We start from the raw sequence: 18,552 nt of genomic DNA on the forward strand, positions 1-18,552 counted from the left end.
AATGGGTAAAAATCTACTAAACATGGCAAATTTCGCATTAAAGCTTGCTTTATGATACAATCTCGTTAGTCAAAATGCAGAAAAGGAAGAAGTAAATGAGCAGAACATTGCCGGTTCAAAAAAATGAATATATTGAGGTCGTTTTCGAGGATTTAACTCATGATGGAGCAGGCGTAGCCAAAGTGGATGGGTATCCACTATTTATCCCAAACGGTTTGCCTGGAGAAAAAGCAAAGATCAAGGTCATTAAGGTAAATAAAGGCTATGGCGTCGGTCGATTAATTGAACTTTATGAAAAAAGCCCGTACCGGGTAGACATTCCTAGCGAGGAACAGAATCAATACGGTGGCTGTCAGCTCGAGCATATCAGCTATGAAGGGCAGCTTATATACAAGGAAAATCAAGTCCGCCAGGTTTTAAGCCGAATTGGCAAACTGGAGGATGTCGTCGTCCACCCGATTATCGGAATGGACCAGCCATTCCACTACCGAAACAAAGCCCAAGTGCCTGTAGGGGAAAAGGATGGCAAACTGATTGCCGGATTCTTCAAACCTAGAAGCCACGAAATTGTGGATGCAGATGAAAGTGTGATTCAACTCCCTGAAGTAAACGAGGCAATCAAAGCAGTGAAGGAGATTTGCGGGGAGCTAGGTATTCCTGCTTACAACGAGGAAACTCATAAAGGAGTGCTGCGTCATATTATGGCCCGTTACGGAAGGCAAACGGGTGAATTAATGATTGTTGTCGTAACAAGGACGGCTGATATTCCTTTTAAAAATCAATTAATTGAAAAAGTCACGGCACGGCTGCCCCAGGTAAAATCAATCGTCCATAATGTCAATTCCAAACGGACCAACGTAATACTTGGTGAAAAGACATCTGTTTTATGGGGCAATGAATTTATCTACGATTATATTGGCAACGTGAAGTTTGCTATTTCAGCCTTGTCTTTTTATCAGGTCAATCCTATTCAGACAAAGGTGCTTTACGATAAGGCTCTTGAATATGCCAATTTAAGTGGGGAAGAGAGCGTGATTGATGCCTATTGTGGAATTGGTACGATCTCGTTATTTTTAGCACAAAAGGCAAAACAAGTATTTGGTGTAGAAATTGTACCTGAGGCAATTGAAGATGCCCGGCGGAATGCGGACTTAAACGGGATAACGAATGCAGAATTTGCTGTCGGAGAAGCTGAAGTAGTCATTCCAACTTGGTATAAGGAAGGGAATACCGCCGATGTCCTGGTGGTCGATCCGCCACGAAAAGGCTGTGACGAAGCATTGCTACAGACCATCATTGATATGAAACCAACAAAGGTCGTCTACGTATCCTGCAATCCAGGTACCTTGGCAAGAGATTTGCGGATTCTAGAAGATGGGGGATATAAGACGCTTGAGGTTCAGCCTGTGGATATGTTTCCAATGACGACGCACGTTGAGTGCGTCTCGCAACTCATATTAAAGAAAGGCAACTGAGCGTTGCCTTTTTTCGTATCTTGAAGATGATTAACTTTCTGCTCCTGATAGTACTGCTACCTTATTTTGCAGTTTCATTAATAATTCCTCATCTAATTTGTTTTTTTAAAACAGTTGTTCATTATCGAACATCTATTTTCCCAACCCTGTTTGGTTTTTAACGTCCTTCAGCTTGGCTGGTATCGTGTTGCCCCCCATTATTGTCCTCTCTTGCTGGTACACTTAATTTCGATTAAGCATGCATATATTTACAAGAAAAGCTATGATCACTTAGCAAACCAGATCATTTTGATGTAAAATTAAAACTACCTTTCATAATACAAAGAATGTCTTTTAGATGACTAAATTACGTTCAGAGGATTCTTTTAATAATAATTTGATTATCTAAAAAGCACACCAAACATTACACTTTGGACAGAATGTTTGAAATAACTTTTTGTTATGGGAATTGACCTTTTCCCGGAACAAAGTTTCCAAATTAAAAATTAGAGTTTTACCGTATAAATTTCCTTTTTCATGTATAGTTAGAGTAATTCATAATGATGAAGCACGAACTGTAATGACTGTATAAAATGGAAGGGGACATAAAATGAGAAGGATTATTTTATCGACAGAGAGTGGAGCAGATTTACCAAAAGATTTAGCTGACAAACATGCAGTTCAAGTAGTCCCAATGCATGTTATCATGGACGGGCAAGATTATTTAGATGGTTCGTTACCTGTAAACGAAATTTATGAATATTATGAGCGTACAAAAAAAATACCGTCTACAACTTCTACAAATGCTTATGAGTATCATGATTTTTTTTCGAAAATAAAAGTGGATTTTCCTGATTGTGTCATTATTCATATTGGTTATACGTCTAAGGCATCTTCTTCCTTTCAAAATGCGATAATTGCTGCGGAAGGTTTTGAGGATCTTTTTCTAATTGACGCTTTGAACGTTACAGGTGGATTAACCGCAATTGTGATGTATGCTGTTACTATGTTAGAGAAAGAACCTACGATTGAACCTGTTCGCTTAATAGAAAAAATTGAATCAAAGGTTCCTAAATCAAGGCTGTCCTTCATTCCCGGCAGCTTAGAATTTTTAAGAGCGGGTGGACGAGTAAGTAATATTGCTTATCTCGGAGGGGCTTTATTAAAAATAAAACCTTGCATTGAATTAATTGAAGGAAACCTTGTTTCAACTAAAAAATATCGTGGGAAAATGAGTGGAGTTGCAGAAAAACTCATGCAAGATTATTTAAATCAATACAACGTTGATAGAGAACAACTCTATTTTCTATACTCAATCGGACTCAATGAAAGTATCAAAGAACGGATGGATGAAATCGCAAAAGAAAATGGTTTCAAAAATGTAAAATGGATTCAGGCGGGTGCTATGATTTCTACTCACTCTGGACCTGGGGGCTTCGGGATTGCAGGGTTAGAATTGTAGGGACGTTCCAAAATGTCCCAGGAATGCTTAAACTTTTTCAACAATGAGGTGCGATAATAAATATAGATAAACTTTCAATGTAATCAAAAAATGAAAACTAAATTGGAAGGTTATACACTGCTACATAACGTGTCTATGATCAACATTCAACCCACGTGGAATGTGTCGCACAACTCGTAAAAAAGTTGTAAACCTCTAAATAATAATTTGCTCTACAGATCGATGGTCTTCAGGAGAAATCTTGAAGCGCCCTCGGTCTTTTTTTATGTATTAACGTTCATTCATAGTTGGAAAAAGTAATAGAAATTTAAAAACAAGGATCACCATACATAAATAAGCTGCATTGGATCATCAAAGCATTTCCTTACCTTAGTATTATTTTTTCCTCCTGATGATCCCAAATAAACTTAATTACAAGGGGAGTTTGTTTATTTATCAGGGAGCGGAGCAACAAAGTAACCACGTTCTAATTTCTGAAGGTGAAGGAAATAACAAAAGAATTGTAGAATACTAATTATTACATATATTGGGTAGTGGTCTTTTGGAAGTTCGATTAGAAAAAGCAACAAATGTAGATGCTCAAGCAATATTTGATATACAAGTTAAGGCATTTTTACCTTTGTTGGAAAAATATAAGGATTATGAAACAAGTCCTGCTAATGAAACAACAGAAAGAGTGTTAATGAGGATCAATAATCCCAGCGGAGGATTTTATAAAATCCTGTTCGATGATGTTCTGGTAGGAGCTATTTGTGTATTTTGGAAAGAAAAAACGCAGTATTGGATAAGCCCAATGTTTATTTTACCTGAGTTCCAAGGGAAGGGGATAGCACAGAAGGCAATAAGTTTAATAGAGGAGTTGTTCCCGCAAGCAACCACTTGGGAATTAAGAACAATCTTGCAGGAAGAACATAATTGTTATTTATATGAAAAAATGGGTTTCAAACAGATGCCAGACTGGAAACATAGCATAAATGAAAAGATAACTCTTGTTCATTATAAAAAAATATGTTAGTCCATATACTACAGTTTATCAAGAATAGTAGGTGTAAAGAAATTGAGTTCACAAATTTTCATTGTTTTAATCTTAAATTTTATTATATCTTTGATAGGGACATTGGCGTATTCTGTCCGAATGGTTGGGGTTAGAACAGGTAAAATAGCTGTATCATTTGCAGTATTTAATATTTTAACGTTAGTATCAAGAATGGCAGTAACATTTCAAGTTCCATTATTAACTAAATATGTAGAACATCACTCTGGTTCTAATGATTTATTACCTATATTTAATGTTATCATTTTAGTGTCGGGCATTGCTACAATTGTTGGAGCTTTTTTAATTCCAACATTTCAAAGGATTTTTTATAAAGGGGTATTACATTTCTCAGTCGATCGATCAATTCCTAAACTTGTTATCCATAGTTTTTCAAAATCTGGAGTTAATTACATAAAAGACTGTGTGGCAATCCCCGTAAAAGAGAATATAACAGGATTTAATATTAGGAAATTACCAATAAACATAATGATTTTTAATCTCATTGCAGTTGCCCTATTAACGGTTGGAGCATTAGCACCAATATATGCAGGTAGTATTGCTCCAGATTTAAGAGCAACATGCGTTACTTTATCTTCAATCATAAATGGGATTGCGACTATTCTCATGGCAATATTTATTGACCCACAGTTATCGGTTATGACTGATGATGTGATAGAAGGAAACTGCACAGAAGAAGATTTTCGTACAGTTGTAATTGGAATGGTAGGAAGTAAAACATTGGGAACATTCGCATCGCTATTACTAATAATTCCTGCTTCATATTTGATTGTAATTATTGCAAAAATGATATAAGCTTCTTTATCCGCAATAAACTAACAAACTTCAAAATAAACACTTCGTCTGTCATAAAATAATTTTCGCAAAAAGCGGAACAAAATGGGAAAAAACACCCGCAATCCTGACCAAAGATTAACAGGCAATAATATTTCAGAAAGAGTAGGAGTAGCTATGTAAACTTGCTTGCTACTCCCATACTTTATTTAGAAATGACTATAATCCCTCCGCAATGAGAAATCGGTTGAAATTTACAATTACATATACTTGCTAATGCGGATTTTAATTCATCAAAAACGAAATAAAATTCATCATCGTCCCAGTGATGCAGATTTTTCTGTCTGCATTCATTCAGTTCTTCTCTGCTCTGAAAAGAAATGTCGCCAATTATTATTTTCCCTTCTTCTTTTAGTAGGGATAATAATTTGGAAACAAAGGAGACCTTTTCCCTATCCGTTAGATGGTGCAATGTATAGGTGCTGACAATTGAATCATACCGCTTGTTCACGATTTCGGAGGGTAAACCTTTTGAAATATCCCACTCTATTAAATGTGCATTTGGCATTTTGGACTTTGCTATAGAGATCATTTTAGGTGAGAAGTCCAAACCATCTATTTGATGACCATTTTCATGTAGCTTACTTGTTAATACACCTGTTCCAAACCCTATATCTAACACGTTTGAATACGTTTTTTGCATTACTTCATTGAATATAATATTTAATATTTGTTTGTACCCTGCAAACGGATAATCATTGTTTTCTTCACTTATATGAACAGTGTTATCATAATGATTTGCCCATAAATTAAATCCACTTTTACTTAACATGAATGCTCCTCCTATTTACATAGACATTTCCACAGGTACTTCTCTACAAAAAGGCATTGATATACTACGTTTCTATTATTGGAGGAAATTAAGTCACTAACAATTTTCAAACATTACTCTCTTATTATTTATTAAAAACATATTATACTATATTTAACAGTATTTTCTATCTAAAAAACTCAAATAACTTATTATGAAAGTAAATAGGGGATTGCATATGCCTACAAAAATAATCAACTTCTATTCCCCATAAAATATTTGAAAATATTCGTAAGGGGAGAATATGGAATCTAAGCTAATTATTATACGAGGAAATTCTGGGAGTGGAAAAACCACTACTGCGAAAAAACTTCAAAATTATTTGGGGTATGGAACGCTATTGGTTTCTCAGGATGTTGTTCGCCGTGAAATGTTGAAGGTTCACGATAGAGAAGGGAACCTTTCTATTGATCTGATACGCCAAGTCGCAGAATATGGTAAAGATAAATGTGAATTTGTTATTGTAGAAGGAATCCTGTCTAAAAGTCGTTATGGTGAAATGCTGAATAACTTAATCCAGTTCTATAACCAAAAGACATATACTTATTATTTTGATTTATCCTTTGAGGAAACAGTTAAGCGTCACAACTCTAGTTCGAAAAAGATGGAATTCGGAGAAGATTCTTTGCGTGCTTGGTGGAATCCAAAAGATCACCTTGGCGTGGATGGAGAAATAATATTGACTAATGATATGTCACAGAACGATGTATGGAAATTGATTTTAAATCAACTGCAAAAGTAGAGGGCCGTCTAAAGCTGTCCTTTTTTTATTCAGACACAATGGGTCTATTTTAATCGGACAAAAAAATTAAAACTCACTAAAACGAGTTGTACCTTAAATTTAATTTCTGAAATAAAAGCGATGATAAAAAACCGAATTTTAAAGTTATCTTTTTAAGTCCAGGAAATAAAAGCAAAAGGTATTATCAGATTTTGATAATTAGGGGGACTCTTATGAGAAAAATTACATTATCCAATGGAAAAACAGTAGAGGTCGATTGTTTAAGTTGTGCGTTGGTAAATGGAGTAATTGAACCTGATGGTGGAGTTGTGATTGAAACTGAATATTTCCATGCACATCAAGATGTTGCCTATCCAATAAGGGGGTTAGTAATATTAGCTTCAAAACGGCATATAAAATGTTTGGATGAACTAACGGAATTAGAAAGAAATGACTATATAAACATTCTTTCAAAGATTAGAAAGGCTCAACGAGAGGTCTTAGATATAGAATACGTATATTATTTTTACAATGAAGATACAACACATCATTTTCATACTTGGATGGTTCCACGTTATGAATGGATGTATGAATTTGGACGTTCGATAGAGTCTGTTAGACCTGTTCTTCTTCATGCAAGAAACAATTTGAACAATGAAGAAAATATTAGTGAAGTAATGAGTGCAATTAAAGCCTTAACTAAAGCATTAGAAAGTTAGCTCTTTCCACAAATAGATATTTACCTCAACAGTAGCAATCAAAAAGGCATTTTTGGTTCTTAATTTAGCATGATAATGAAGCTTTACAAAGAAAATTTAAAGGAGGGCTTATATTGAAACGGCTTCTTATAGGTATTTTTGTTGTAATGATTATTCTGCTGGCAATGTACTTTTTGATAAATAATGGGTCTTGATAGCCCGTTTAATGCTTTTATATCATTAGGATATTTTAAGTCAGGTGTAGATCATATTAGTTCACCTTATCCTAATGGTTTTTTACTCAATAAAATTATAATTCCGTAATAACGGGCTTATTTGATGAAAAGTTTTATTGACAAATGAAGGTATTCGGTAATACTATATACTAGTAGTCAGTATTACAGAATATCTGTATCACAAAATACCATTATTGCAGAATGCTGTAAATAAATTAGTAAAATAAGAAGGAGGTAAAAAGTTGGAAAATATTACAGAAATGCTGAAAGGGGTGCTTGAGGGTTGTGTGCTTGAAATCATCAGCCGTGGTGAAACTTACGGCTATGAAATCACCCAACAATTGCGGGAACTTGGCTTCACTGATGTGGTGGAAGGTACAGTTTATACGATAACCATGCGACTTGAGAAAAACAATCTGGTGGACATCGAGAAAAAGCCTTCGACTATGGGACCGCCGAGAAAATTTTACACACTCAACGCAGCAGGCCAGGAGCAGCTTGAATTATTTTGGAGGAAATGGGATTTTGTATCAAGTAAAATAAATGAACTTAAAACGAAAATAAAATTAAAAGGAGAAGTTATATGAGCATTTTTGAAAAAATTATCGGAAGTCTGGATGACAAAAGGGAATGGAAGGCGATGGAGGCGCGTGCGAAGGCACTTCCAACTGAGTTCCGCAACGCTTACAAAGCTATCCAAAAATATTTGTGGACTGCTGGTGGCGGACCTACCGACTGGAAGGACAGTAGCCGTATCTTTGGCGGCATTCTTGACCTCTTTGAGGAAGGTGCAGCGGATGGCAAGAAAGTCACTGACCTTACAGGTGAGGACGTAGCTGCTTTCTGCGATGACCTAGTGAAGGATGAGCAAACGTGGAAGGATAAGTATCGTAAGAAGTTGAACGATACAATTGGACGCGGTGAATAAAGAAAATCTTCACTTGGGGCGATAAAGTGGAAAAACGCTAAAACCGATGTCGACAGGTATCTTAATAGATTGGGAATAAATGAATGGAATGGATCATACCTACTGAATAGCTGGTTACAAATGTACTATGTCACCTCAACTATTCAGTTATATTTTTAACTAAGTAGTAAGTAATACAGATTATCGGTGTGACTTAGTAGTAAAGGTGTCGGCAATCTACAATTTTAATAAGGAGGAAATAAGTATGAGCAATGCAGCGATTTCTGTAAAAGGATTAAAAAAATCCTTTAAAGATAAGGAGGTCTTAAAGGGGGTGGATTTTGAGGTACAGCGTGGCGAAATTTTCGCACTGCTTGGCTCAAATGGAGCGGGCAAAACGACGACGGTCAATATCCTCTCGACATTGATGAAGCCCGATGGTGGCGAAGTAGATATATGTGGCTTTGATACTCAACTTCAAGCAAATCATGTTCGCAAGAGTATCAGCCTAACAGGGCAGTTCGCAGCTTTGGACCCTGTGCTCACAGGCAGGGAGAATCTGTTGCTGATTGCCAAGTTGCGGGGAGTTTCCCACCCTGCTCAAGTAGCCGACAATCTGCTTGAAAGATTCAGCCTGCTTGACGCGGCCAATCGCCGGGCGGACCAGTATTCTGGAGGGATGAAGCGAAGGCTCGATATCGCCATGAGCCTGATCGGGACGCCAGAAGTCATTTTTCTCGACGAACCGACGACAGGGCTTGACCCCGAAGCGCGAATCGAAGTATGGAATACCATCAAGGAACTTGCTGGTGGGGGAACCACCATCTTACTAACGACCCAGTACCTGGAGGAAGCCGAACAAATGGCGGATCGTATCGCCATCCTGCATGATGGAAAAATCATCACAACAGGGACCCTTACCGAACTTAAGGAAATGTTTCCGCCAGCAAAAGTAGAGTACATCGAGAAGCAGCCGACGTTGGAGGAAATATTCCTTGCAATCATCGGCAAAAAGGAGGAGATGTAAATGAAAAGCAAAACAGGGGTATTACTAGGGCGTTTAATGCGAAACATTATGCGCAGCCCTGACACGATTATTACGGTGGCAATTACACCGATTATGATGATGCTTCTATTTGTCTACGTTTTTGGCGGTGCCATAAAGACAGGCACGGACAACTACGTCAATTATTTATTGCCTGGCATCTTATTGATGGCGATCGCATCCGGAGTCGCTTACACTTCCTTACGACTGTTTACAGATGTAAAAAGTGGGCTGATGGCGCGATTCATTACTATGCCAATCAAGCGCTCGTCGGTATTGTGGGCTCACGTGTTGACTTCGCTTGTGTCCAATTCTCTTACAGTCGTGGTGGTGATCCTCGTAGCACTCTTGATGGGCTTCCGTTCCAACGCTGATATCGTCAATTGGCTCGCGGTAGCTGGAATACTCGGGTTGTTTACGCTGGCCCTGACATGGCTTGCGATCATACCCGGATTGAGAGCGAGGTCAATGGAAGGGGCGACAGCTTACTCGTACCCACTGATTTTCCTCCCGTTTATCAGTTCCGCCTTTGTCCCCACCGAAACCATGCCTAAAATGGTCCGTGCGTTCGCCGAGAACCAGCCCGTAACTTCAATCGTGAATGCGATTCGTGCTCTCTTATATGATGGTGTTGTGGGCAACGATATCTGGATTGCCCTTGCCTGGTGCGTCGGCATCATGTTGATCGCTTTCTTCTTCGCCATTAAAGCATTTAAACGTCAGCTAGGGTAAGAAAGAGAGATTGAGAATCTTCATTCAGAGCAAATGCGATCAGAATAACCTACTAAGATTGGCTTTATTTTAGTAGAGAGTTTAACAAGCTATATCTTCCTGCTCCATATGAACATTTTAAATTAGCAAACTTTGATAAAGTAATCTTAACGATTCTCTCATTTTAGAACTGATAAAAAATAAAACCAAGCAAAGAGGGAAGAGTGTGGATCCCTCTTTTTGGCCGTTAGGAAAGTATAATTTCCTTTTTTGTTACAAATTCAGCAAATATTTAAATAAATACCTCTGTATAATTGTAAATAGTTACTTTCTATTAGCAATAATTAAATGGCTTGGAACAGGAGAGTGTGGCAGATCATGAATCTAACCCAAAGTGACCTATTTTTATTAGGCAATAAGGAAGATTATCAATCATTAGAGAAGTATATGTTTAAGCGAACATATAAAAAAAATCAACTTTTATTTTCTGAAGGGGATCCGCGGGATAGAATCTATTTTTTGCTAGAGGGATTTGTTAAACTGGAAAGGTTTAATCAAGATGCAACGATGCTGTATTTGGACTATTTAAAACCGCATGATTTTTTTCCTTATCGAGGAATGTTTACAGATGATTATTATCATTTTTCTGCATATGCCCTTACGGATATTATTGTCTATTATATCCCAACAGCCATTTTTGAAAAATTTATTTTATTGGATCAAAGTCGATTGTATCATGTTGCTAAAATACTGACAGAAATTATGGAACAACATGAAAAGCGAATTGCTATCATTACGACCAATTATGTAAAAGATAGAATCGAACAAACAATTGCCTATTTAATGATTTATTACGGGATCAATGCTCAAGACAGTGTAATCATAGATATTCCGGTCACACAAACCGAAATTGCTAAATTTTCGGGAACTTCAAGAGAATCGGTATCCCATATATTTAAAGAATTAAAAGATGACAATGTAATATCCTTTAATGACAACAAACAAATAAAAATTGAGCAACCCGAATATTTTTTAGATCGGTTAAAGTAATTGTATTCAATAAATGATAGGGCGGCCTACTTCTTAACATAAAAATAGCTTTTTCATAGTGAAAATGAGGCAGCCCCATCCCAACCTATCATTCTTTTTAAATAGTCCTAAGGTCAATGGCACCAGTTGCTATTTGGATTATACAGATAATGAACAAGATAAGGACAATCCCTGCAAAAATCCAATCAATTTTTGTCGATAATAATTTTCTTTTGTTTTCTTTTTGAACCCATGCAAACACGAAGAATCCGGCGGCAAAGATAAACATTGTTAATAAGAAATACTGGATCCCTGATGCAATTGTAACCCAAACCACAAAGACACTGGATATGATCCCTAAAATAATATTCTGAACTCTATTTTTTGTCCCTGATTCTTCGCCTAATGAGAATTTTAATTGATAAAAGGCGACTAACCCATATGGCAGCAAAATAGCTGAAGCTGAAAGGGAATACATAAAATTATAGGCACTGTCATTAATTAAAAAAGTGAATAAAAAGATTTGGATTAATAAATTTGTTACGAGAAGAGCAGCAGTCGGTGCACCATTTTCGTTCACTTTTGTAAACAGCCGCGGGAAGTTTTTGGACTGTGCTGCTCGATATGGAACTTCTCCCGTATACATGGTGGTAGCAAGCCAGCAGCCAAGAATGGAGATAATAACACCGATATTTATTATAATGGCACCGGGTTTTCCAATAATATGTTCAAGTACATGTGCCATTGACGGTTTTGGTAAATCGGCCAATTCATTTTGAGACATAACACCAAAGGATAGGATGGTAACTAGAGCATATAGGATTAGAACGGATGTAAAGGCAATTAATGTTGCCTTCCCGACATCTTTTGCCTTTTTGGCACGACCGGAATAAATGATTCCTCCTTCTACACCAATAAACACCCAAACCGTTGTTAACATCACATTTTTCACTTGTGAGGCAACAGATCCGAATTCAAAATTCCCGGAAGCTGTTCCCCAAAAATCTAATGAAAATACATCAAATTTAAAAGCAAAAATAACGACAATAATAAACAAAATGATGGGGATAATTTTTGCAACCGTTACAATAAAATTGACGAAGGAAGCGGTACCCGAACCCTTAATCGTTATATAATGAATAATCCATAATGTGATGGAAGCGCCTAATACTGAATAAATATTCTGACCGTCTCCAAAGGTATCAAAAAAATAGCCCAGTGCACTAAAGGTTAATGTTCCGAATGCGACATTTCCCATTAAAGCAGATAACCAATATCCCCATGCCGCATTAAACCCCATATAATCACCAAATCCTTCTTTGGCATAGCTATAAATTCCAGCGTCTAATTCGGGAAGTTTTTCACTTAAATTTTTAAAAGAAAAGACAAGGGTCCCCATCCCAATTCCAGTAACAAGCCAGCCAGCAATAATCGCCCCCGGGGCAGCTTGCGAGGCCATATCAGATATTAAATTGAAAATCCCTGCACCAATCATCGAACTAATGATGACAGCGGTTAAAGAACCAAGGTTTAGCTTTTTTTCCGATCCCATAAGAATTCCTCCTGGTATGCACTAGCATAGTAAAGAGTATGAGAAAATCTTTCCCATACTCCTCTCACTTTGGATTTTCACCTTATTTAGAATCTAAGTGATAGACAGCTTAATCCGCCATCAATTTTTCTGAATTCTGAAGTATCGACCACTAATACTTTATAGCCGAGGTCTTCAATGGCTTTTTGGACAGTTGGATATCCTTCCGGCACTAATACATAGTCATTCACCCAAATGCAGTTTGCTCCATATGCTTCCTCTACTGAGACAATGATTTTATTATACTTTTCAAATTCTGGAGAAGTTAAAAACTCGCCAGCTACTAATAGATTATTATTTTCTAGATAGGCTAAACCAGTTTTCAAATGCAATACTTCTTTTAATGGAACGATAGAGCCTGTTAATCCGTATTTTTCAAGGATAGCGATCATTTGCTCTGCACCCTCGCGGTTCGTACGGGCACTTTCACCGATATAGAAATGATCGTTAACCATCATAATATCGCCGGCTTCTATAGTTCCCGGTTCTTTTATGTATTCGATATGTTCATAGAATTTACTTAAGGCAGTTTGTAAATCTTGTAAAGCTGATTCATTTCTTCTCGTTTCAGCACCTGGGCGAGTGATAATGACACATCTTTTCGTACATAAGGCAACATCTTCTACAAAACAAGAGTCAGGAAATTCATCATTTGGTTCAAGCACTGTTACATCCACACCAGTTTTTGTCAAGGCGCTTACATATAGCTCATGTTGTTTCAGTGCGAGATTATAATCCGGTTTTCCTAAGTCTGCACTACTAATACCTTCCACTACTGATTTTGATGGAACTCTTACAATTACATTCTTAAACATACTAGAACCCTTCTCTCAAGATATTTTTATTTAGAAACACTAATGATTTCTTCTACTTTATTGTAGAGTTTATTAGCAGATAATATTGTGAGAATTTCCGTAATACTAGAAGGTAATTTTCAACACTCCAACTGTAAGGATGCTCACAAAATTCACCAAATAAATGAAAGAAATGGTTACCTTGAAATAAACTTATATATTTGAATAACCTTCAATAATCAACGGATCTAGTTTCTATTGAATCTTCTCACCATGAATACGACAACCCAAAGGATTACACCAGTTAGTAGAGACGCTAACCAAGTAAATGGGAAGCTTGGGCCGAAGTGAGGTATGAACCTTCCTACTACAATAACAACTCCCATTGATAAGGCAGCGGAAATTCCTACTTTCAGCATATTTTTCTTTTCATTCGCACTTTGATTAAACAAAGAATTTTGAATAACCCTAAAGATAAACCATACCTCAAATAGGACAAAAGCCAGAATAATAGCCAGCATAATAAGTGATGAGAATGGGAAAACGATGTTTTCTACATTCCTAAATTTGGAGACTATTAGAATAGTGATACCTCGGGCTATCATCATCCAACTAATCAGATTAAAGACAATTCCCAATATAAAAGGAATCACTTTTCGTTTCTTTTCTTTTGGAAGGTTTTGAATAATTTCATCAGCATAACGTTTAGGGTCATCACCGAAAATATCCCGTGCAGTTTTCCCTTCCTGTTGCCCGTCAAGCAAGTGGTCTAACATTTCCATTAGAACTTCTTCAGAGTATTGTTGAGACAGAGATAGATTCAAACGGATATAAATTAACATATCACTATAGTATTGTTTGTTCTCTGGGGTCAGAAGCTCACGTTTTGCATTATTCTCCTCAATCAAATGTTTTTCCTTCACGGTAAATTCCTCCCATTGAATATATGATTAATAGGTTTTGCAATTTGAATCCACTCTGAAGCAATGGTATCAAGCGCTTCTTTTCCTTGCTCGGTTAAATGGTAGTACTTTCGGTTTGGCCCAGAGTCTGAGGGTTGCATTACCCCACGAATAAGACCATTTTTTTGTAACCTCAGTAAAATAGGATAAACGGTGCCCTCGCTTATATCGCCTAAACCTTCTTCTTGGAGTTTTTTTGATAATTCGTAACCATACACTGGTTTCTTTTCGATTACTGCTAACACACAACCATCCAATATTCCCTTTAATAATTGACTTCTTAAGGACATGTATAGTTTTCCTTTCATTTAAAAATCACACCTGTATTATGTAAAACAAGATAGCGAATTAAAAAAGAAGCTACTATGCTTTACCAAGTAGTTGTTACTATATTAGCTTTTTATCTTCTCATCTGTCAATATATAGAATAAATAATAAAGTAGTGATGATCTATCTACACCAGACAGTAAATGGAACAAGGTTTGCTAGGGTAACTCATCCCTCCTTTTAGGATATTCCAAAATTTACATAAAAATAGAGTTTATGGCCATGGTAGTATTTTGTTTTCTATCATTTTTTGGCAAAATAAACAATAAATGTAAAACGTTCAAATATGTTGGTGATTTATCTATTAAACATTGTGTTAGAAAGTATATGGATAGAATAAATAATAAACGGAGTGATGATATGAAAAAGGAAAAGCAACCATATGAGGAAACGCAACCTTCCGAGAAAATGCCACCATTTAATGATGCAATAGACTATTTTAATACGATAGAGGGTAATGTAGGGGACCCAAAAAACGCTAATCTTAAGAAAGTACCAAAGCCAATTAGGTTAATAGGATATTTTATTATTTTTTTCTTTGTAGTAGCATTTTTACTGATTTTAATTTTAAGTATAGTGAAATAACTAATTACCAATGGCAAGGTATTTAAGCTATGTCTACTTTGCACCCTTATGGCAGCAACGCTGATACTAAGTCTTTATCGTTGTTTAGAAAACACTTTTATCCATCATTAAACACCTAATTAAAAATGCCAGTCATTTTTTCCTCGATTTGTTGGTGATTTTTCTTTTTTCAAGATCCAGCCAGTGTGGGATTCTTTAGGGCATAATGTATTATAATGTAGAACTAAGATAATGCTCTCACAAAATTAAAAGTAACAGATATACAGGAGGATTTTATGAATAAGGAAACAAAGATGTTGTCACTTGAACAAAGTAAAGAAATACTCAATACATTAAAAGCCCGTTTTGAGAAAAACATGAATCGTCATAAAGGGCTTGAATGGGACAAAGTACAGGCCAAGCTAGAAGCAAATACTGAAAAACTATGGTCGCTCTATGAAATGGAAAGAACTGGTGGGGAACCCGACGTTATTGGTCTCGATAAACAGACGGACGAATATATTTTTTGTGATTGTACAGCGGAAAGTCCTAAAGGTCGCAGAAGTGTTTGTTACGACCGTGAAGCACTGGAATCAAGGAAACAGCATAAACCACAAAACAGCGCTATGGATATGGCTGCTGACATGGGCATTGAGATCTTAACAGAAGAACAATACCGGGAGCTGCAGAATCTGGGAAGTTTCGATACTAAAACATCGAGCTGGGTGAAAACCCCTGCAACTATTAGAAATCTCGGTGGGGCCATCTTCTGTGATCGTCGCTACGACACGGTCTTTGTGTACCACAATGGAGCAGAATCATATTACGCAGCCAGGGGTTTCCGTGGATCTCTAAGGATCTAAATTTAAAAGGAAAATACATAAATAAAACTAACCGGGACCTCATGTGTTCTACATTCATACCCTTACATGTTTTAAAAGAACAAGCAGGCTAATTGAACTGCACCCCAATTGTTAGACACGATCTAACAGTTGGAGGTGCAGCAGTGGACGTTGGTCCCTTTTTTATCATTTTTTATAAATATGTGCGAGTGAAGGCAAAAAAACTATAGTTCGCTTTCACTGTTGAGAACAAGAAGCTGTCCTGCCAACAAATGACGCTAATTGAATCTTTTATTTATTCATCCGCTAGTCGGTAACCTACTCCGATTTCAGTTAACAAATATCTGGGTTGAGCTGGTTCTTTTTCAATTTTTCTTCGCATATTTGCCATAAATACTCGGACTGACAATGTATCATTGCCATTCGTATCTCCCCAAATCTCCCCTAGAATGAATTTATGTGTTAATACCTTTCCCGCATGTTTTGCCATCAAAACCAATAATTTATATTCCAAAGGCGTTAAGTGAATTTCATCATTTGATAAAAAAACATGGCGTCTTTCATAATCAATTTTCAATTCTCCGACAGTAAACATGGAACTCAATTCCTGCTGATTAGAGATACTAGTAGGAATTAAATGACGCAAAGCAACCCTCAGTCGTGCGAGCAGTTCGGGCAAACTAAAAGGTTTTGTTAAATAATCATCTGCACCAGAATCTAAAGCTCGTACTTTTTCTTTTTCTTGCCCTCGTGCCGATACAACAATAATAGGTGCTTTTGTAAATTTTCTTAATTCGGTAATCACATCAATCCCATCAATATCTGGAAGTCCTAAATCCAGAATAATGATTTCTGGACGATGGGATGCGGCTAAAGAAATAGCGGTTTTACCCGAATCTGTTTCAATGTATTTATAACCATTTGCATTTAATGAAACACAAATAAAATTTCTAATCGATTTGTCATCTTCAACCACAAGAATTGCTGGCTTATTTTCCATATGTATCATCCTTTACTGGTAATTTAAATCGAAGAGTTGCTCCGCCCTCTTCATTGTTAAAAGCAGAAATTACTCCACCGTGAGCGGTAATAATCGATTTACAAATGGAAAGACCTAACCCGATGCCACGCCCTGAAGAAGTAGTGAAAAATCGATTAAAAATCACAAACAGATTTTCATCGGGAATGCCATTTCCGTTATCAGCTACTTCGAAATAAACAAAATTATCTTTAAGAAAGGCTCTCACTTTAATAGTGGAATGAGGTGGTGTATATTTAATGGCGTTATCAAGTAAGTTTATCAATACTTGTTTGATTAATATTCCATCCATTGGAATCATTATAGGTTCGTCTGGAATAGTTATTTTTATTTCATGATGAATATCAAGTTTTTTTATTCTAAAGACTGCCTCACTAACGACTTCCTCCACTAATTCCATATTTTTATTAATTGAAACGTTACCATCATCCATCCTGGTAATGCTTAATATGTTTTCAACTGAATGGATAAGCCATTTAGAATCCTCGAAAATATCAACTAGTAATTGTCTCTTCACATCTTTTTCAAGTATTTCTCCGTGTTCGAGTAAAGTAGTAGTAGATCCTAAAATTCCTGTTAAAGGTGTACGTAAATCGTGCGATACTGAACGAAGAAGATTACCTCGAAGTTTTTCTCTTTCCATTTCTACTTGGGCTTTCTGTTGTTTTTTTGAAATTTTTTCGCGTTCCATTGCTAGCGCAAGGTGCATAGAAATGGCTTCGACAAAACTTTTTTGCTCAATGGTTAAAGTAGAATTCAAGCAGGTAATCCCAATTACCCCGAGACTCTCGTCAAGTCCTTTAATCGGAAAATAGGTTACATTCTTTGTTTCTAACGATTTATTTGTTTGGATTGTTTTTCTTATTGCATCGCTATTATAAAAAATTTGTTCATTCTTATCTGTTTTTAATATGAAAGGTTCACTCAGTCCGTTCGATGATTTTAACGCAGTAATGAAAACAGAATGATTGATGGACTCAAGTATCTTTTTCGCACCAATTTCTAAGATTTGGTCTACGTCTGGTGCTTGGAGTAAATTTTTACTGATCTGATAAAGAATTTGTGTTTGTTTTTCACGAATGGAGGATAAACTTGCCTCTTTCTTCACCTTTGTTGTCAATGTACTTGTGATAATCGCGGCAATCAACATAATAGCAAATGTTATGGGATAGTCTGGTCGATAAACAGCGAGAGAGTAAAAAGGCATAGTAAAAAAGAAATTAAAATCCAATACCCCGATTATTGATGCAATTATTCCATAGAAATAACCTTCTGTAAATTTTGAAACTAGCAAAACACCTAATATGAAAGTAATGATTATATTGGTTTCAGTTATTCCTATATATTTGAAGAATAAAGATAGGAAAGTAATTAACATCATGATCATGACCATCACACCGATATTCCATGTGATATGTTTCAATTGCTTCATTCATATCATCCTTCATGTTTTGATATTATTATCTAATAA

The 18,552-nt window shown here is 36.4% G+C and carries 20 protein-coding genes; 13 read left to right on the forward strand and 7 right to left on the reverse strand.

Annotation, left to right across the window (positions count from 1 at the left end; all coding sequences use genetic code 11):
* The first annotated feature begins 95 nt into the window (after positions 1-95).
* From rlmD to V7083_RS16545, 4 genes are all read left to right on the forward strand, one after another.
* Complete coding sequence (rlmD, locus tag V7083_RS16530; protein ID WP_335479825.1) at positions 96-1,475, forward strand: 23S rRNA (uracil(1939)-C(5))-methyltransferase RlmD; 1,380 nt, start codon at positions 96-98, stop codon at positions 1,473-1,475.
* 589 nt (positions 1,476-2,064) lie between these two features.
* Positions 2,065-2,916: a DegV family protein gene (locus V7083_RS16535; protein WP_335479827.1), complete on the forward strand. Its 852-nt coding sequence runs from the start codon at positions 2,065-2,067 to the stop codon at positions 2,914-2,916.
* A 541-nt stretch (positions 2,917-3,457) separates the two neighbouring features.
* The gene (locus tag V7083_RS16540) at positions 3,458-3,931 is read left to right on the forward strand and encodes a GNAT family N-acetyltransferase (RefSeq protein WP_335479829.1); all 474 of its coding nucleotides are present in this window, start codon (positions 3,458-3,460) and stop codon (positions 3,929-3,931) included.
* A 42-nt stretch (positions 3,932-3,973) separates the two neighbouring features.
* Entirely contained in the window at positions 3,974-4,765 is a 792-nt protein-coding gene (locus V7083_RS16545) for a lipid II flippase Amj family protein (protein ID WP_335479831.1), read from the forward strand.
* 184 nt (positions 4,766-4,949) lie between these two features.
* On the opposite strand, the gene V7083_RS16550 is transcribed toward V7083_RS16545, so the two are convergent.
* Positions 4,950-5,576 (reverse strand): class I SAM-dependent methyltransferase, encoded by a 627-nt coding sequence (locus V7083_RS16550; protein ID WP_335479832.1) that lies wholly within the window; start codon positions 5,574-5,576, stop codon positions 4,950-4,952.
* Positions 5,577-5,859: 283 nt separating this feature from the next.
* Between V7083_RS16550 and V7083_RS16555 the strand changes: the two genes are divergently transcribed.
* From V7083_RS16555 to V7083_RS16585, 7 genes are all read left to right on the forward strand, one after another.
* Positions 5,860-6,357 carry a kinase gene (locus V7083_RS16555; RefSeq protein ID WP_335479834.1) on the forward strand — a complete coding sequence of 166 codons (498 nt, stop codon included), beginning with the start codon at positions 5,860-5,862 and terminating at the stop codon, positions 6,355-6,357.
* Positions 6,358-6,569: 212 nt separating this feature from the next.
* On the forward strand, positions 6,570-7,055 hold the full coding sequence (locus V7083_RS16560; protein ID WP_335479836.1) for an HIT family protein: 486 nt from the start codon (positions 6,570-6,572) through the stop codon (positions 7,053-7,055).
* Between the two features lie 457 nt (positions 7,056-7,512).
* Positions 7,513-7,857, forward strand: coding sequence for a PadR family transcriptional regulator (locus V7083_RS16565; RefSeq protein ID WP_335479838.1), 345 nt, complete (start codon positions 7,513-7,515; stop codon positions 7,855-7,857).
* The gene (locus V7083_RS16570) at positions 7,854-8,198 is read left to right on the forward strand and encodes a DUF1048 domain-containing protein (protein WP_335479840.1); all 345 of its coding nucleotides are present in this window, start codon (positions 7,854-7,856) and stop codon (positions 8,196-8,198) included. The genes V7083_RS16565 and V7083_RS16570 overlap by 4 nt, the downstream gene beginning before the upstream one ends.
* Positions 8,199-8,442: 244 nt before the next feature.
* Positions 8,443-9,204 carry an ABC transporter ATP-binding protein gene (locus tag V7083_RS16575; RefSeq protein WP_335479843.1) on the forward strand — a complete coding sequence of 254 codons (762 nt, stop codon included), beginning with the start codon at positions 8,443-8,445 and terminating at the stop codon, positions 9,202-9,204.
* The gene (locus tag V7083_RS16580) at positions 9,205-9,954 is read left to right on the forward strand and encodes an ABC transporter permease (RefSeq protein WP_335479846.1); all 750 of its coding nucleotides are present in this window, start codon (positions 9,205-9,207) and stop codon (positions 9,952-9,954) included.
* A 357-nt stretch (positions 9,955-10,311) separates the two neighbouring features.
* Entirely contained in the window at positions 10,312-10,983 is a 672-nt protein-coding gene (locus tag V7083_RS16585; protein WP_335479849.1) for a Crp/Fnr family transcriptional regulator, read from the forward strand.
* Between the two features lie 97 nt (positions 10,984-11,080).
* On the opposite strand, the gene V7083_RS16590 is transcribed toward V7083_RS16585, so the two are convergent.
* From V7083_RS16590 to V7083_RS16605, 4 genes are all read right to left on the reverse strand, one after another.
* Positions 11,081-12,514, reverse strand: coding sequence for a basic amino acid/polyamine antiporter (locus tag V7083_RS16590; RefSeq protein ID WP_335479851.1), 1,434 nt, complete (start codon positions 12,512-12,514; stop codon positions 11,081-11,083).
* An 86-nt stretch (positions 12,515-12,600) separates the two neighbouring features.
* The gene (locus tag V7083_RS16595) at positions 12,601-13,368 is read right to left on the reverse strand and encodes a dimethylarginine dimethylaminohydrolase family protein (RefSeq protein ID WP_335479853.1); all 768 of its coding nucleotides are present in this window, start codon (positions 13,366-13,368) and stop codon (positions 12,601-12,603) included.
* A gap of 227 nt (positions 13,369-13,595) precedes the next feature.
* Complete coding sequence (locus tag V7083_RS16600; protein WP_335479855.1) at positions 13,596-14,270, reverse strand: DUF1129 family protein; 675 nt, start codon at positions 14,268-14,270, stop codon at positions 13,596-13,598.
* Positions 14,267-14,599 (reverse strand): PadR family transcriptional regulator, encoded by a 333-nt coding sequence (locus V7083_RS16605; protein ID WP_335479866.1) that lies wholly within the window; start codon positions 14,597-14,599, stop codon positions 14,267-14,269. Before V7083_RS16605 ends, V7083_RS16600 begins: the two co-directional genes overlap by 4 nt.
* 397 nt (positions 14,600-14,996) lie before the next feature.
* Here V7083_RS16605 and V7083_RS16610 point away from each other — a divergent pair, with 397 nt between their 5' ends.
* Together V7083_RS16610 and V7083_RS16615 are read left to right on the forward strand one after the other, a co-directional pair.
* Positions 14,997-15,221, forward strand: coding sequence for an amino acid transporter (locus V7083_RS16610; protein WP_335479857.1), 225 nt, complete (start codon positions 14,997-14,999; stop codon positions 15,219-15,221).
* 275 nt (positions 15,222-15,496) lie between these two features.
* Positions 15,497-16,063 (forward strand): DUF4256 domain-containing protein, encoded by a 567-nt coding sequence (locus tag V7083_RS16615; RefSeq protein ID WP_335479859.1) that lies wholly within the window; start codon positions 15,497-15,499, stop codon positions 16,061-16,063.
* 274 nt (positions 16,064-16,337) lie between these two features.
* Here V7083_RS16615 and V7083_RS16620 read toward each other — a convergent pair whose 3' ends face one another.
* Together V7083_RS16620 and V7083_RS16625 are read right to left on the reverse strand one after the other, a co-directional pair.
* The gene (locus V7083_RS16620; RefSeq protein WP_335479862.1) at positions 16,338-17,042 is read right to left on the reverse strand and encodes a response regulator transcription factor; all 705 of its coding nucleotides are present in this window, start codon (positions 17,040-17,042) and stop codon (positions 16,338-16,340) included.
* Positions 17,032-18,513, reverse strand: a complete 1,482-nt coding sequence (locus V7083_RS16625) for a DUF4118 domain-containing protein (protein WP_335479864.1) — start codon at positions 18,511-18,513, stop codon at positions 17,032-17,034. Before V7083_RS16625 ends, V7083_RS16620 begins: the two co-directional genes overlap by 11 nt.
* Between the last annotated feature and the right edge of the window lie 39 nt (positions 18,514-18,552).

Source organism: Bacillus sp. JJ1764 (assembly GCF_036962145.1).
Lineage (GTDB): Bacteria > Bacillota > Bacilli > Bacillales > Cytobacillaceae > Neobacillus.

Bases quoted from the DNA above. Each gene is read 5' to 3' on its own strand.
- V7083_RS16570 (WP_335479840.1), top strand. From the start codon at position 7,854: ATGAGCATTTTTGAAAAAATTATCGGAAGTCTGGATGACAAAAGGGAA.
- V7083_RS16620 (WP_335479862.1), bottom strand. From the start codon at position 17,042: ATGGAAAATAAGCCAGCAATTCTTGTGGTTGAAGATGACAAATCGATT.
- V7083_RS16550 (WP_335479832.1), bottom strand. From the start codon at position 5,576: ATGTTAAGTAAAAGTGGATTTAATTTATGGGCAAATCATTATGATAAC.
- V7083_RS16595 (WP_335479853.1), bottom strand. From the start codon at position 13,368: ATGTTTAAGAATGTAATTGTAAGAGTTCCATCAAAATCAGTAGTGGAA.
- rlmD (WP_335479825.1), top strand. From the start codon at position 96: ATGAGCAGAACATTGCCGGTTCAAAAAAATGAATATATTGAGGTCGTT.
- V7083_RS16560 (WP_335479836.1), top strand. From the start codon at position 6,570: ATGAGAAAAATTACATTATCCAATGGAAAAACAGTAGAGGTCGATTGT.
- V7083_RS16625 (WP_335479864.1), bottom strand. From the start codon at position 18,513: ATGAAGCAATTGAAACATATCACATGGAATATCGGTGTGATGGTCATG.
- V7083_RS16535 (WP_335479827.1), top strand. From the start codon at position 2,065: ATGAGAAGGATTATTTTATCGACAGAGAGTGGAGCAGATTTACCAAAA.
- V7083_RS16555 (WP_335479834.1), top strand. From the start codon at position 5,860: ATGGAATCTAAGCTAATTATTATACGAGGAAATTCTGGGAGTGGAAAA.
- V7083_RS16605 (WP_335479866.1), bottom strand. From the start codon at position 14,599: ATGTCCTTAAGAAGTCAATTATTAAAGGGAATATTGGATGGTTGTGTG.
- V7083_RS16575 (WP_335479843.1), top strand. From the start codon at position 8,443: ATGAGCAATGCAGCGATTTCTGTAAAAGGATTAAAAAAATCCTTTAAA.
- V7083_RS16610 (WP_335479857.1), top strand. From the start codon at position 14,997: ATGAAAAAGGAAAAGCAACCATATGAGGAAACGCAACCTTCCGAGAAA.
- V7083_RS16580 (WP_335479846.1), top strand. From the start codon at position 9,205: ATGAAAAGCAAAACAGGGGTATTACTAGGGCGTTTAATGCGAAACATT.
- V7083_RS16585 (WP_335479849.1), top strand. From the start codon at position 10,312: ATGAATCTAACCCAAAGTGACCTATTTTTATTAGGCAATAAGGAAGAT.
- V7083_RS16615 (WP_335479859.1), top strand. From the start codon at position 15,497: ATGAATAAGGAAACAAAGATGTTGTCACTTGAACAAAGTAAAGAAATA.
- V7083_RS16590 (WP_335479851.1), bottom strand. From the start codon at position 12,514: ATGGGATCGGAAAAAAAGCTAAACCTTGGTTCTTTAACCGCTGTCATC.